Annotated in this window: 14 protein-coding genes; 8 read left to right on the top strand and 6 right to left on the bottom strand. The window is 68.4% G+C overall.

What is annotated here, in order from left to right:
• The first annotated feature begins 44 nt into the window (after positions 1-44).
• Positions 45-251, top strand: a complete 207-nt coding sequence (locus JGS39_RS09285; protein WP_308120277.1) for an ATP-dependent DNA ligase — start codon at positions 45-47, stop codon at positions 249-251.
• A gap of 249 nt (positions 252-500) precedes the next feature.
• Complete coding sequence (locus tag JGS39_RS09280) at positions 501-1,043, top strand: hypothetical protein (RefSeq protein WP_219568277.1); 543 nt, start codon at positions 501-503, stop codon at positions 1,041-1,043.
• A gap of 116 nt (positions 1,044-1,159) precedes the next feature.
• Here JGS39_RS09280 and JGS39_RS09275 read toward each other — a convergent pair whose 3' ends face one another.
• Positions 1,160-2,125 (bottom strand): SGNH/GDSL hydrolase family protein, encoded by a 966-nt coding sequence (locus tag JGS39_RS09275; RefSeq protein WP_236063617.1) that lies wholly within the window; start codon positions 2,123-2,125, stop codon positions 1,160-1,162.
• 542 nt (positions 2,126-2,667) lie between these two features.
• On the opposite strand from JGS39_RS09275, the gene JGS39_RS09270 reads away from it, so the two are divergent.
• The 3 genes from JGS39_RS09270 (at position 2,668) to JGS39_RS09260 (ending at position 5,626) form a co-directional block, all read left to right on the top strand.
• Positions 2,668-3,060, top strand: a complete 393-nt coding sequence (locus JGS39_RS09270; protein ID WP_219568275.1) for a hypothetical protein — start codon at positions 2,668-2,670, stop codon at positions 3,058-3,060.
• 179 nt (positions 3,061-3,239) lie between these two features.
• Positions 3,240-5,141: a Tn3 family transposase gene (locus tag JGS39_RS09265; RefSeq protein ID WP_236063626.1), complete on the top strand. Its 1,902-nt coding sequence runs from the start codon at positions 3,240-3,242 to the stop codon at positions 5,139-5,141.
• A 194-nt stretch (positions 5,142-5,335) separates the two neighbouring features.
• The gene (locus JGS39_RS09260) at positions 5,336-5,626 is read left to right on the top strand and encodes a hypothetical protein (protein ID WP_219568274.1); all 291 of its coding nucleotides are present in this window, start codon (positions 5,336-5,338) and stop codon (positions 5,624-5,626) included.
• A 713-nt stretch (positions 5,627-6,339) separates the two neighbouring features.
• Here JGS39_RS09260 and JGS39_RS09255 read toward each other — a convergent pair.
• The 5 genes from JGS39_RS09255 to JGS39_RS09230 all read right to left on the bottom strand — a co-directional run bounded on the left by JGS39_RS09255 (position 6,340) and on the right by JGS39_RS09230 (position 10,995).
• Positions 6,340-6,567 (bottom strand): hypothetical protein, encoded by a 228-nt coding sequence (locus tag JGS39_RS09255; RefSeq protein WP_219568273.1) that lies wholly within the window; start codon positions 6,565-6,567, stop codon positions 6,340-6,342.
• Positions 6,568-6,856: 289 nt separating this feature from the next.
• Positions 6,857-7,090 carry a hypothetical protein gene (locus tag JGS39_RS09250; protein ID WP_219568272.1) on the bottom strand — a complete coding sequence of 78 codons (234 nt, stop codon included), beginning with the start codon at positions 7,088-7,090 and terminating at the stop codon, positions 6,857-6,859.
• Positions 7,091-7,252: 162 nt separating this feature from the next.
• Positions 7,253-9,148, bottom strand: coding sequence for a site-specific integrase (locus tag JGS39_RS40685; RefSeq protein ID WP_236063616.1), 1,896 nt, complete (start codon positions 9,146-9,148; stop codon positions 7,253-7,255).
• A gap of 459 nt (positions 9,149-9,607) precedes the next feature.
• Complete coding sequence (locus JGS39_RS09235; RefSeq protein ID WP_219568270.1) at positions 9,608-9,946, bottom strand: helix-turn-helix domain-containing protein; 339 nt, start codon at positions 9,944-9,946, stop codon at positions 9,608-9,610.
• Positions 9,943-10,995 carry a tyrosine-type recombinase/integrase gene (locus JGS39_RS09230; RefSeq protein ID WP_236063615.1) on the bottom strand — a complete coding sequence of 351 codons (1,053 nt, stop codon included), beginning with the start codon at positions 10,993-10,995 and terminating at the stop codon, positions 9,943-9,945. Before JGS39_RS09230 ends, JGS39_RS09235 begins: the two co-directional genes overlap by 4 nt.
• Before the next feature lie 221 nt (positions 10,996-11,216).
• Here JGS39_RS09230 and JGS39_RS09225 point away from each other — a divergent pair, with 221 nt between their 5' ends.
• From JGS39_RS09225 to JGS39_RS09215, 3 genes are all read left to right on the top strand, one after another.
• The gene (locus JGS39_RS09225) at positions 11,217-11,876 is read left to right on the top strand and encodes an ABC transporter ATP-binding protein (protein WP_372456135.1); all 660 of its coding nucleotides are present in this window, start codon (positions 11,217-11,219) and stop codon (positions 11,874-11,876) included.
• Between the two features lie 175 nt (positions 11,877-12,051).
• Positions 12,052-13,107, top strand: coding sequence for a tRNA (adenosine(37)-N6)-threonylcarbamoyltransferase complex transferase subunit TsaD (gene tsaD / locus JGS39_RS09220; protein WP_219568280.1), 1,056 nt, complete (start codon positions 12,052-12,054; stop codon positions 13,105-13,107).
• Positions 13,108-13,112: 5 nt separating this feature from the next.
• A complete protein-coding gene (locus JGS39_RS09215) occupies positions 13,113-13,679 on the top strand; it encodes a GNAT family N-acetyltransferase (protein ID WP_308120275.1) in 567 nt (188 codons plus the stop codon).
• The last annotated feature ends 28 nt before the right edge of the window (positions 13,680-13,707 follow it).

The following is a 13,707-nucleotide window of genomic DNA, read 5'->3' as shown; positions in this document are numbered from 1 at the left end:
CAGGGCAATACAGCTAGGGCCCCATCGTTGCAGGGCGGGTTCAGGTGGTTCAGGCTTGCCGCCCGGTGCTGCCTCCGGGGGCTGCGGCTGAGCCGAAGTGGGACGGCTACCGGGCGCTGCTGGCGAAGTACGCCGATGGGCGGGTGGTGATCCGCTCGCGCCGCGGGACGCTCATGACGAGGGCGTTTCCTGAGATCACTGCGGCTGCGGCCGCTCTACCCGGCGATGTGGCCATGGACGGCGTTATGTGACCTACGCGTGTGTCTCAGCGAGGCGGTGTCTCTTGGGCGCTTTCGGGGCGGACTGAGCCTTGCGCGGCTGCGTGACGGCGCAGGCCGGACCGCTCGCCGGCGGGATTGTCCGACGCGTCAGCAGGCGGGAGTCCGTGCGCCGTTCAGGTGGTATCACGGCGCCCCGGGGCGCGGCGGCGGCCGACGGGCGGGGAAGCCGGTTCGCTGTGTGGCGTTAGCCCCCTCCCGACGTTGGAACGAGGCCCTCACATGCGCAGTCCCCTGATGGCGGCGGCTGTTACCGCCGCCGCGGTGATCGCTCTTTCCCCGCTCAGCCCCGCGTCGGCCGCAGACCCGGCCGACATCGGTGACATCGTCTGCCACGGCGGATCCTTCAACGTGCAGTTCAACCCCGGCCTCACGTTCAGCCAGAACACCGTGCGGCTCCTAGCCAACGGTGAGATGGGTACCTGCCACTCCGCCGTCCATCCGAAGATCACCGGGGGCACGGTCCGGGTCGAAGCCAGCCTCAGCGCTGCCTGCCCCGGCCCGTTCGGCCCCGGCTACGCCGCAGCGACGATCAACTGGAACGACGGAACCCGCACGGTCGTCGACCAGTCGACATTCCGGGGCGACACAACATCCTTCTCCCTGGAAGGCGGCTCCATCGCCGACGGAACCTTCGCCGGCGGCACCACACGCGCCAACGGCCGCACCACCAGCAACCAGGTCGAACTCGGCGCCGCCTGCGTAGTCGGGGGCCTCACCAGCTACTCCGCGACAATCGACGATTTCTCCGTCGGCGACATCTAGACACCGCACCACGCCATCCGGCCGGTGCCCGGATCGATCCCGTGCGCCGGAAGCCGCGACGGTGGGGGAGCCGTGCCCGGGCGGTGGGCGGCACGGCTCCCCGGGAGTGCGGTGGCTCAGTTGACGCCGAGGGCGTTCAGGATGGCCGCGGAGACGTGGTCGGCGGCGTTCTTGTGGCCCAAGGTGTTGGGGTGGACGAAGGCCACCTTGGTCGGGAAGTAGCTGTAGAGGCCTTCCACCCACTTGCCGGCGTCGCAGACGCTGTGGTTCCGGGTGGAGTCGGTGAGGTCGACGAACGTGTCGCCGTGGTCACCGGCCGTCTTTTCGATGGCCTTGTTGAGGGGCCCCTGGACGTCGTCGCGGAGCCAGTCCAGGTCGCCCGGGGTGATCGAGGCGAACTGCTCATAGTCGTTGTGCCGGCACTTGGACGTGTCCTGGGGGATGACCGTGGGGTAGCCGACGTTGATGACCTTCGCGTGGGGGGCGCGCTTGTGGACGGTGGCGAGCATCTCGTCGTAGTCGCTGCTCACCTTGGCGAGCCGGGCGGGGATGTGGTCGGCCAGCTTGTCCCGGCACGGTGTGCCCACGCCGCCGCTGTCCTGGTCCAGTTGCAGGCACGTGAAGAGGATGTCGTCGAATCCGAGGGTGTTGCCGCCTGCGCCGACGGTGACCACGTCGGTGCCGGATTTCACCGCATCAGACTGAGGGGGCACCGGAAAGAACGGGTATTCCGGGTCCTCGGTGAAGGGCGGCAGGTGGCGGCCGATCGGGGACTGGTAGTTGGAGGTGATGTCCTTGATGGTGGCGGCGCCGCAGCTGACGTTGGTCAGATCAAGCAGCGAGCCCAGGTCTCGCTCGATGACCTGGGGGTAGGACTGATCGGTGCGCTGGCAGCCATTACGGGGGAACTCGAAGACGTCGCCGGCCGCAGGGATGACTCCGGCGGTGTAGGAGTCGCCCAGGGCGACCCAATCGTAGGGCGCCGCGGCGGCGGCGGGGCCGGCGCCGGCGAGTTGTACGGGAACGAGTGCGCCCGCGGCCAGAGCCACGGTGGAGCCCAGTACAGCCAGTCGAGCACGCATTTTTGTCATGGATCCTCCGGAAGTGTGGTGTCGGCAGCCCCGCGACCCTACAAGAGTCGTGACTAATGGCGTCCATATGGCTACGAAGTGTCACCATTCTTGGGTGTGGAACCGCCCCGCGGCGACGGGGCCATCGCTCTCCGCCCGGTCGACAAGGCGGGCTACCAAGGGATAAGTACCTGGTTGTGAGCCGTCCAGACATCTTCCCCGAGGACTGGACTTGGGCATGCCGACAGCACCGGCTGACCACCGGCATCTGTCGAACTACAGGTTCGTCGCCATTTGTCAGTGCGCTGTGTGCACAAGGCGGCACGGGTCCGGCCATGATCGCTCTTGCCCGGCCCGGCCCGGCCCGGCCCGGCCCGAGCCGTCCACGCCCGAGGCCGGCCGCCGGGGGGAGCCGTTCGGGTGATTGCAGAGGTCATGATCATCCGCAGGGGTGAATGCGGCTGGGACGCGGTGCGGACGGCGGGAGTGAATGAAGTCTGCCCGGTTCCTCCCGGGCCCCAACTCTGCCCAGAAAGGGCACCATTCACATGCGCATGCGTACCAAGCTGGTCCTGGCCGGCGTCAGCATTGCCACCGCCGGCGCCACCCTCGGTGGGATCGCGATGGCCGCCGACCCCACCTCCGACACCGTGGCCCCCTACGCCCAGGCCGCGGCGACCGTCAACGCGAACGGCAGCACCTCCCAGAAGACCGCCACCATCGCCTCGGTCAGCCACCCCGAGACCGGCTCGTACTGCATCGTGCTGACAGATCTTGTTCGGGCGTACAAGTCCATCCCGATGGCCACCCTCGGCAACAGCGCCCCCCGGGGCAGCGACGTCCGCGTCTCACGCAACGACCCCACCTGCCCCGGCAACTCCATCCGCGTGACCACCGGCACCGACGGTGTGGCGGCGAACCGGCCGTTCTACTTCATGGTCCCGTAACAGCCGCATGCGACGGTGTCCCGTCCGGGTTCTTCCCGGACGGGACACCGTCGCGTGTCTGTCCCGCGCCTTCCTGGCCGCGTCAAAGACCATGCACCTGCGTGCCCGGCGTACGCGGCGCACAGCGAGGTGGGGTGGGACGTACTCTGTGCGGCCGTCTCGGAGGTCGCCCTTGAGTGATGTTCGACCTGGCCGACAACGACAAGCTGAAGTTCACCGCGACCAGCGAGGACAGCCGGGTGCTGGACGCCCTCGCGCACGCCCAGCGGCACCAGGCGGCCCGCGGCGAGTACATCACCGCCTTCAACGAGGAGGGCAAGGAGGTCGCCATCTCCTTCGCCACCCAGAACTGGCGCAAGGCGGTCCTCGACAAGACCCGGACCGGGCAGTTCGTGCGCAAGCACTTCGAGGCGATGGTATTCACCGCGCTCGCCGAGGAACTGCGAACCGGCGACGTCGCGGTGGTCGGCTCGGAGGAGTACGCCGACTGGTCCGAGCAGCTGCTGGCCTGGGAGGTCGTCCAGGAGACGCTGGGGTCCTACCTGGTGGAGGTCGGCCTCGCCGAGCCGGGCGAGAGCGCCGAGTTCGACGCGAAGTCCTTCCGCCGGCAGCTGGAGGACAAGCTGCGCGGCGCCGCCGCCGCGGCGGACGCCGGGTACCCGGAGAACGACGGGCTGGTCATCGATCCGGAGACGGGCATCCCGTCGCTGAAGGCGTTCAGGGCTGACGGTCAGCGGCCCTCGGCGAAGCGGCTGGAGCAGGAGATCAAGGCGAGGATGCCGGAGCGTTCCCTGATGGGGATCGTGGCCCGGACCGCGTACTGGGTGGAGTGGTGGCGCCGCTTCGGCCCGCCGTCCGGAAACGAGCCCAAGCTCACCGACCCCTTGGGCCGCTACGTGATCGTCACATTCGTCAAGGGCACCAACATGGGCCCCTACGAGGCCGCCCGGCACATCCCCGGCGTGAGCGGGCACGAGCTGTCGTACGTCGCCAACAAGCACTTCTCGATTCAGCTGCTGAACGAGGCGGTCGCCGACCTGGTGAACGCGCACGCCCGCCTGGACATCTCACAGGCGTGGGGGGATGGAACCGCGGTGGCGGCGGACGGCACCCACATGGATACCTATCTCGACAACCTGCTCTCCGAGACGAGCGTGAGGTACGGCAAGCCGGGCGGCATCGCCTACCACCACGTCTCGGACACCTACATCGCGCTGTTCACGCACTTCATCCCGTGCGGGGTGTGGGAGGCCGTCTACATCATCGAGGGCCTGCTGAAGAATACGTCCGAGGTGCAGCCGACCACCGTGCACGCGGATACGCAGGGCCAGAGCTTCCCTGTCTTCGCGCTCGCCCACCTGCTGGGCTTCGACCTGATGCCCATCAGGAACTGGAAGGAACTGACCTTCTACCGGCCCTCCAAGCAGAGCGAGTACGTGCACATCGACGCCCTGTTCGGCGAGCCGGGCAAGAACGTCATCGACTTCGACCTGATCGAGTCCCAGTTCCGCCACCTGATGCGCGTGGCCGTCTCCGTCCGCGAGGGCACCATCTCCTCCTCCACCCTGCTCAAGCGCCCGCGCTCGGGGTCACGGAAGAACGCCACCTACGCCGCCTTCCGCGAGGTCGGCCGCGTGATCCGCACCGTCCAGCTCCTGCGCTACCTCACCGACGCGCCGCTCCGCCGGCGGGTGACCGCAGCGACCAACAAGGTCGAGTCGTTCAACCGGTTCTCCCAGTGGATCGGCTTCGGCAACCGCGGCGTCATCGCCGACAACGACCCCATCGAGCAAGAGAAGGCGATGAAGTTCAACGCCCTGCTCACGAACGCGGTGATCTTCCACAACGCCCTGGACATCGCGGAGATCGTGCGCCAGCTCCTTGAGGAGGGATGGGAAATCGCCCCCGAGGACCTGGCGCACATCTCGCCGTACCTGACCGAACACATCAACCGGTTCGGCGAGTACAGCACCCACGAACTCGGCATCCAACCCGACGCGTACGAGACGAAACTCGACGTCGACTTCACCCCGCTGCGCGAGCAGGACCTGACCCCCGCCGGCCTCGGCCAGGCTGCCTGACCGTGCCTACTTCACCGGGTGTGAGTAGTTGTGGTGGACGCGCTCCGCCATTTCGGCGATCTTTTCCCGCAAGGAATCGTTTCTGTGGGTTCTGATGGCGCTCTGCCGCGATGCAGTGGGGGAGTCTGTGCCTTGGGAAAACCGTCTATCGGTTCACCCGGAGAGTCCCCGTACCGACTTGCAGGAGAAATGACATGCGACGTGTGGCAACCGTTCTGGGCTGCCTGGCTGCCGCCGGGATGCTGGCACTGGGAACGACCACCTCTGCCTCGGCAGCAGATGGAACTCTGTGGATCGACGGCACGGCACACTCGAACCCACACGGCTGCTTCGAAGCAGGAGGCGCAGGGACGACGTCGATCATCAACAACACCGACGCGGTGGCCCGGGTCTTCGGCGAGCCCCACTGCCAGGACTATCTGGGCGACGTTCGCCCGGCGTCGGGGCGGAATGTGCGAGGGGGCCGGAGTGTCCTCATCAACTGATCAGTGCCCTCCGGCCTGGCTTGTGGCGGTCAGTACCACTGATGTGTGGGTGAGCAGTTCAGACAGACGCTCGGCTGGGGTCCTCCAGCCGAGCCTTTTACGTGGGCGGCTGTTCTTCAGCCCGGCGGCGACCGCGTCAAGGCGGTCACGGCTGTGCAGCGACAGATCGGGGCCCAGCCAGCCCTGCTCGACGATCTTTCCGTGAACCTCAGCGAGGCAGGAACGCACGGCTCGGCGGCTGCTTCAGGTATCCGCTCATGTTGGACCTCCATCGAATTACTAACGATCAACGCCCATCCTCTACCCAGCCACCCCGCACGCTAGCCCTCGGGGCCGCGTTCACCCCTGGTCGGCGGCCTCCGGATCGCGCAGGGCCCGCAATCCATCGGTCTACCGGGCACTCGCCGACGCCGAGGAGGCCGCAGCCCTCGCCGCGGTGGATGCCGACCTACCGCTACGACCCACCCGCGTACAGATGCCCCAGCGACCGCTCACCCCCGAGGAACTCGACCTCCGCCAGCGCCTGGTCACCCAGCGAGCCGAGTTGGATGCAGGTCAAGATCAATTTCACCGTTACCCGCTGCCCCTCTGCTACTCAAGGGCGGAGGTCAACCTTGCCGTTCAGGACGATCCGGCGCTCCTGGACGGCGACCCTCGTTGGCCGGGTGAGGGCCAGGCATCCGCTCTGCGGGAATCTGCCGCGCAGGCGGGGACTACCTGCCGGAGTGGTTGAGCGCTTTGCCGTTGGAGCAGTCGTGGGAGGAGTCGCCGACGATGGGGGCGACGGCGAGTTCCTGGAAGCAGACGGCGGCCGCGGTGAAGTTCCAGTTGTTGACGGCCTTGACTCCGTCGCTGAAGTTGCTGTCGTTGTCGGCGTGGGCGGGCGCGGCCATGGCCAGAGCGACCAGGGCAAGTGTGACGGGGGTGATGATCTTTCGCATACCCGCTGTAACGATCATGAGGCAGGAGGGGCACGGGGGCTCGCTCGCCCTGCATGTCGTGGTCGGCACGGAGCGCAGTCCTGCGGTCGATGCGGACGGCGACGGCCCGATCCATGCCAGCTCTTCCAGGCCGCGCGGCTGCTCGGGGAGCGGTGGCAGGATGATCGGCGGCGGTCGAGAGTGGGGATCAAGTGGCGGGCGTTTGTGTCGCTGGCCTTCGCGTGCACGACGCCCCCGGACCCCGGCACGGCTCATCCCGCGCCGGGGCCCGGGGGTGAGGGGTGTCAGTTCACTTGCTGTCGCTTTCCTCGTCATCGTTGCCCTGCCGCTGGGCGTGGAAGTCGGCCGGCGAGCCGTCTTCCGCCGGCTTCGCGTGGGGGTCACCCGTCGGGGTGTGGCTGCCCTTGGTCGCAGCAGGACCGGTCGCGGTCGCGATGCGCCGATAGTCGGGGCCGGTGCCGTCCCGGCCAGACGTGGGAGCGGACTTTTCCTTGGGGTCGACCTTCATGTCTTTCTTGAACACGTGATTCTCCGTCCGAAAGGGGCCCAGATTCTAGCCATTACAGAGAGTACCTTGTCTATAACTTAGAGTCGCCGCTTGGGGTGGTGAAGGGCGGGCCGGGAGCCGGCCGTGATCGCTCCCCCGCTCCCGCTCGGGATCCGTCGCGAAGGGGCCGTAGCGGGGTTACCGGGGCATCTTCGCGGTGCGTTCAGGGTGGGCCGCGGTGATGTACCGCATGGCTGTCTGCGAGGAGATGCCGAACAGGCGCATCAGGTGGAGCGGGTCGTCGACCTCGAACGCCTCATCGCGGATCCGGTCTTGCCGCAGCGTCGGCATCGTGAGGCCGGTGGGCCGGAAGATGTTGGTGAACGTGGTGCCGATGGGCGAGTGAGTGGTGTCTACCGCGGTCCAGCGGTTGATCAGCAGATGCGGGTTGGTGGTCACCGGCCAGCGGCGGTGACGTTCACGGAGCCACACGGAGGCGCAGCGGTAGGTGAGTTCGTCCAGGTAGATGATGTGGCGTTTGCCGGGACGCCGGACGATGAGGCGCTCACGGGACAGGTTGAGGTCGGTGAGTAGCAGGTGCCGCATGTCGGTGCCGCTGAGCGCGTGGACGCAGACCAGCACCATCACGAAGCGTTGGAAATCGTTCCGCGCGTGGTTGAGGACGCCGGCCAGCCGGTCCGAGGGCACAGAAGGCGGGGGCTTGTTGATCCCTGCGAAGACGAGGCCGCGGGTGGGATCGCGGAAGATCACACCTTCTTGCCGAAGGGCCCGGAAGACGTTCCGAAGGACGATGTGGATCGAGCGGGCGGGCGTCCCCTTGCGGGTGGCGATGGCCCGCTTGACGTCGTCCTGGGTGATTTCGCGCAGGCTCTCGATGCCGTTCGCGAGCCACCCCTTGAGGACCGGGTCGAGGACGTGCCAGTAGCGGGCGATGCTCCGGTAGCTGCGGCCGGTGTGCTCCCACTTGCCCTCTCCGCGCACGGCCTTGATCCAGACCGAGAGTTCCTGTGCGATCGTCGTAGGCAGTGCGGCGAGCTGGGCTTCCAAGCGCTTCTGCTGTGCATCTTGGCGAAACTCGGAATCCGGGATCAGCAGGCCGCGGGTTTCCAGGAACTGTGTGACCCGCCGCCCGCTGAACTGCAGAGGACGGCTGTCGACCAAGGCCCGGATGTCGGACTCCAGCAGCGGGGCATCGGCCCCGAGCCAGGACACCAAGACGGCCAAGGTGCGCCGAGTCTTGGTGGCAACGAACTTGGACCACATCTCCCGCTTCATCACCCTGTCGAGGTCGGCGAGCAGCAGTTGGGCCGCGTCCGTGGGCGTCGGCAGGTCCTGCCGTTCCAGCTCGACCACCGAGCTCCAGTCTCGCCGGAGCTCGAACAGTCTCTCCTGCCCAGGGTCCATCAGATGCTCGGAGACAGGGCGGCGCGAAGGAGGCGGGGACACTTCCGAGTGACGCAGGCTTGTAGGTGCTGGGACCGGTGAACCGAGCCACAACTGCGCTCCGTGCTGGGTGATGTCTCCTGGGCCGTGGATGGCTACGTGCCATCGGCATCCGCGACAGTGTCCGTTGGCGAGCGGCAGGTCGACGCGGCGGCAGCGGTCGCACGCTCCCGTGAAAGCAATGTTGTTTCCTCTCGGCCGGGCGAATGATGAGCAGGGCTCGCATTTGGTCTTCACCTTCGCTGTGAACCAAGAGCCGCACTGCTGGCAGGACCTCGGTGTCATCGCCCGGGGCGCCCAGACACGCCGCGTGGTCCGTGGCGTCCGTGACTGCCGGGGGCGCTCGGGTTCGCGCGGCTCTGGCAGGGGCCTGAGCATCTCCGCCCGCAGCAGGATCGCCTGGACGGACCGGCCGTAGTTGGGGATGTCGTCAAGCACCAGCTCATCGACGAGGTCGTCGCCGTCTGCGTCGCGCACGGCGAGCGCGAGGCGCAGCATCTCGTGCAGCTTGCGCTGCATGGGTTTGCTGATGCCGGTGTTCGCGGCGAACGCGGCGGTGTGCTCGACGACCTCGCGGTAGCCGACCAACGGTCTTTGCAAAATGCGCCGGCAGACGTCGATGGACAGCATCCGCCGGACCGGGAAGAGCGGTAGCTGCCCCGGGATGGTGGGTGGGAGGACCGCGGGGTCGTCCCGCGTCGGGGTCGCGGCCGCGCGTATGTGTTCCACCCAGTGGAGCCGCTCGCGCTGGTCGACCCCGGTGCGGCCGGTGCGCCTGCCGTACTTCTTCAGGGGTTGGGCGTGGGTGGGAGCGAGGCCGTAGTAGAGGAACATCAGCTGGCGGCTTCGCGGGCCGGCGCCGTCCGGGTCGGTGACCCACGCGACGTCGGCGTCGAGCCGGACAGCGTGCAGGCATGCCCGGCACAGACGGTCGGAGTTGAGGTAGCCGGTGTGACGGCAGCGCAGACATACGCCCTGCTCAGGATGCTTCTTCCGCCATTCCGCGCACCCCTGGCACACGGTCAGGCCGAGCGCCCCCCAGCCCTTGCAGTCCGGGCACTGAGCGGGATGAGATCGTGCCCGCATCTGTCAGTTCGGCGGCAGTGTGCGACGGCTGCCCTGTCGACGAGGCGTCGGCCGTACGGGACCCCCGTCGGAGGCTTCGGCTCCCACGGCCTTCGGCAGAGCTTGGCTCTCTCCCACGGCGGCCTCCAGGGGCTGGGCCTGGAGCAGATCGCCAACCGTGCAGTTCAGCACCGCACAGATCTTGTCCAGGTCGTCGAGCCGCACCGTGACCGGTGTGCCGCTCCACATCGCGGCGACCTTGCTCAGCGACGGCGTGAATCCGACCGTCTTGAACGCCTCGAGCAGCTCGGTCGGACGCCACAGGTCCCGCTGAGCGGCCACCATCCTCAGATTCCACTTCACCGAAGGTTCCCCTTGTCCATCACCAGGCGCTGGGCCGCCCGCGAGCTCGCTGCCACATTGGCATGCTCGGGGTCGGCCTGCGCAGTCGCCATGTACCGAAGAGTCGTGGTGGCCCAGTGGTGACCCAAAACGCGCTGGACCTCCCACAGCGACATGCCGCGCTCGTAGTTGTGGGTCGCACACGCGTGCCTCAGGAGATGCGGGAAGAGGTCAGTGACCGGGCCGGTCAGGTAGCTCGCGGCCGCCGCGTGGAGCTGGCGGCGGAACGTCGAGGGTGTGATCGCCGGCGCGATCGGCAGGTTCAGCGCCGCTATCGCCTTGGGCTTGCGCTCGGAGGGCCACAAGGGCGCCGACGGGTGATCGGCATCGTCGCCGAACTCCGCCCGAACCTCCTCGATGTACCACCAGAGCAGCTCGCGCCCCTCACGGAACATGTAAGCCTCGCGAGGTCGCGGTCCCGAGCCACGAGCACCCTTGCCCTGAACGACGAACCGACCCCACTGGCCGTGTTCCCAGTGGACATCGCCGATCGTCACCGGGCACAGCTCGGCAGCCCTCACGCCGGAGATGTATGCGATCTTCGTCATGACGTAATCGCGGCAGGCCACGGCGTACTTCCGGGTATACGGCAACTGCTCCCGCCAGCGCGTGAAGAACTCCTTCATCGCGGTCTGCGAAGGGGGGATTCTTAGTCCGAAGTCCCCACGGTGGACGGGCCTGTTGAACGGATCGACCGGTGACTCCACCGCCGCCCCGAACCGCATCATGATCTCGTGGGCGTAGCGCTGCTCGAGGAAGCTGAAGAACGCGTCGATGTGGTTGAGCTTCTGCCGGTGCGTGTGGTGCGCGCGCTTCCCCGGGCCGGCGAAGTACTTGTCGACCTCGCGCGGGGTCAGGTGCCACGGCACGGTGCCGTAGAAGTCGCAGACCTCGATGACTGGCTTGATCAGCTGGTCGATCGTCGACGGGGCCAGTCCGGCTGAGTCCCTTGCCCACTGGTACTCGGTGAGCGCATCGACGAAGAAGCTCTCCTCGTCCTGGTCGGACATCCGGGCCTGGCGGCGCCGTTGGAGGGTGACGACATCTGCCAAACCGGTCTCGATCGGACCTGAGCCCTGCTCGGCAGCTCGTGGCGGTGGCACGAGAGCGAGGGTGCGACCTTCGGAATCTGACACAAGCATAAAGATTACCGCAGTCACTGCGAATTTCTCAGTGTTCTTCGCAAATTCCTGGAGCTCGAAAACCGAGGGCTACGTAGGCCGCTGACCTGCTGACCAGTACCTTCACCGCTCTCGAAGGCCCTCAGGGAACCTGCACGTCATCCACTATCGTCGAGGTGGGCGGCCGGGACGTGTGGCGGCTCTCCTCGCGGGCCGCCGCCCGGCACACCGCCGCTGTTCTCCAGGACGGGGTGGGCACGGGCGGCCTCACCGTCGCCGAGGCGGTCGCGCTCGGCCGGACCCCGCACCACGGGCTGCTGGGCCGCGACGGCGAGGGCGACCGGCGCACCGTCAGTGAGGCGCTGGAGAGCTGCGGCATCGCACCGCTCGCCGAGCGCGACCTCTCCTCACTCTCCGGCGGTGAGCGCCAGCGCGTCCTGCTCGCCCGCGCCCTCGCCCAGGCCCCGGAACTTCTCGTACTGGACGAACTGACCAACCATCTCGACATCCGCGCCCGGTTCGAACTCCTCGGAAGGATCCGGCAGACCGGCGTCACGACCCTCGCCGTACTGCACGACCTCGACCTGGCCGCCCGCTTCTGCGACCGGCTCGTCGTCCTCCACCACGGCCGTGCCGTCACCGCGGGCCCGGTCCTCGACGCCCTCACCCCGAGCGTCCTGCACGAGGTCTTCGGGGTCCGAGCCCGCGCCGAACGGCATCCGGACGGCGTCATCCGGGTCACGTACGAGGCGGACCCGCTCGCCCCATGAGGGCTCTTCGGCAACAGCAAGGACTCCGGCCAGGCGGCGGCATAGCCGGGGCGGGGCGCCCAGGGCCGGGCGACGACCTCTTCCGATCAACCAGTTCCCTCCGCGAGCGAGTACCTTATTGCACATAGATTGCAGTAACCAAGGATGTGCGAGAGGGGATGCCGTGCGGACTCCCGTGGTGCTGGGCATCGAGTCGTCGTGCGACGAGACGGGGGCGGGGATCGTCTCCGGCGGGCGTCTGCTCGCACACGTCGTGGCGTCGAGCATGGACGAGCACGCCCGTTTCGGAGGCGTGGTGCCGGAGATCGCCGCCCGTGCTCACCTCCAGGCGTTCCCGTCCGTCGTCAAGGAGGCCCTGACCCAGGCGGGGCTCGGCCTGCGGGGCATCGACGCGGTCGCGGTGACCACCGGTCCCGGCCTGTCCGGCGCCCTCCAGGTCGGTCTGGCCGGGGCGAAGACGCTGGCCTACGCGGCGGGGGTGCCGCTGTACGGGGTGCATCACCTGGCCGGGCATGTGGCCGCCGACACCCTGGAGCACGGGCCGCTGCCCGACCCGTGCATGGTCCTCATCGTCTCCGGCGGTCACACCTCGCTGTTGCTGGTACGCGACCTGGTGCGCGATCCGATCCTGCACCTGGGCGACACCGTGGACGACGCCGCGGGCGAGTGCTTCGACAAGGTCGCCCGCGTCTTCGGCCTCCCGTATCCGGGCGGACCGGCCATCGACCGGGCCGCCCATGGAGGCAACCCCTGCGCCGTCGCCTTCCCCCGGCCGCTGTCGGGTTCGAAGAACGCCCCTTACGCGTTCTCCTTCTCCGGACTGAAGACGGCCGCCGCCCGCTGGGCCGAGCAGCACCGTCGGCGCGGCGAGGACATCCCGCTGGCCGACGGGGCCGCCTCGCTCCAGGAGGCCGTCGCGGACGTCCTGACGCACAAGGCGCTGGCCGCCTGCCGCCAGCACGACGTCCGCACCTTGGTCGTGGTCGGCGGTGTCGCGGCGAACTCCCGGGTCAGGGCCCTGGCCGAGGAGCGGTGCGAGGCCGCGGGAATCGAGCTGCGGGTGCCGCCGCTGACACTGTGCACCGACAACGGGGCGATGATCGCCGCCGTCGGCGACCTCCTGGTGCGGGCGGGCGCCGACCCGGCGCAGCTGAACGTGTCCATCGACCCGTCAGCACCACTGGAGTACGCCGCTCTGCACCCGGCCGCCGCGCCCGCGAGGGCCGCGTGAACGGCGTGGTGTTGCGCCGCCTGCCCGGTACCGAGCTTCTCGCGCAGCAGGAGGACGCGCGCCGCGTCTACGCGGAGGCGTTCTCGGGCCCACCCTGGACCGAGGACGCCTCGGCTGCGGACCGGTTCATACTCCGGCTGGCCCGCGACGCCCTCCGGGACGGGTTCACCGCGGCCGGCGCGTTCCGGGACGGTCGCCTGATCGGGCTGGCCACTGCTTGGACGACGCCCTCCCCATTCCCCTCCGGCCGCTGCTACCCCCAGGCTCAAGCCGCTCTCGGGGCCGACCGTACGGCGGAATGGCTGTGCGGGGCCCGCGAGGTCGACGAGCTCGCCCTCGCCACAGCGGCCCGCGGTCAGGGAGTGGGTGCTGCTCTCCTCGACGCGGTCACCGCGGACGCCCCTGACGGCCGGTGCTGGCTGCTGACCTCGGTCCGGGCCCGCGACGCGAACGCCTTCTACCGACGCCTGGGCTGGGCATCGGCCACTCACCCAGCTCCCGAGGGGTCCGGCATCGTGGTCTTCCTCGGACCTGGGCACCCGGCCCGTACGGCCGCCGCCCAACACCTCTGACCGACTCAGGGATTGCGCGTCGTCGGAG

Source organism: Streptomyces poriferorum, assembly GCF_019399235.1.
GTDB classification, from domain to species: Bacteria; Actinomycetota; Actinomycetes; order Streptomycetales; family Streptomycetaceae; genus Streptomyces; species Streptomyces poriferorum.
This window is presented reverse-complemented; position numbering and strand designations above follow the sequence as displayed.

What these genes read in the sequence shown, in the direction of transcription:
- JGS39_RS40685 (WP_236063616.1), bottom strand. Translation starts at nt 9,148, where the DNA reads ATGCTGTCCATCGACGTCTGCCGGCGCATTTTGCAAAGACCGTTGGTC.
- JGS39_RS09230 (WP_236063615.1), bottom strand. Translation starts at nt 10,995, where the DNA reads ATGTCCGACCAGGACGAGGAGAGCTTCTTCGTCGATGCGCTCACCGAG.
- JGS39_RS09260 (WP_219568274.1), top strand. Translation starts at nt 5,336, where the DNA reads ATGCGACGTGTGGCAACCGTTCTGGGCTGCCTGGCTGCCGCCGGGATG.
- JGS39_RS09255 (WP_219568273.1), bottom strand. Translation starts at nt 6,567, where the DNA reads ATGCGAAAGATCATCACCCCCGTCACACTTGCCCTGGTCGCTCTGGCC.
- JGS39_RS09280 (WP_219568277.1), top strand. Translation starts at nt 501, where the DNA reads ATGCGCAGTCCCCTGATGGCGGCGGCTGTTACCGCCGCCGCGGTGATC.
- JGS39_RS09265 (WP_236063626.1), top strand. Translation starts at nt 3,240, where the DNA reads ATGTTCGACCTGGCCGACAACGACAAGCTGAAGTTCACCGCGACCAGC.
- JGS39_RS09275 (WP_236063617.1), bottom strand. Translation starts at nt 2,125, where the DNA reads ATGCGTGCTCGACTGGCTGTACTGGGCTCCACCGTGGCTCTGGCCGCG.
- JGS39_RS09270 (WP_219568275.1), top strand. Translation starts at nt 2,668, where the DNA reads ATGCGTACCAAGCTGGTCCTGGCCGGCGTCAGCATTGCCACCGCCGGC.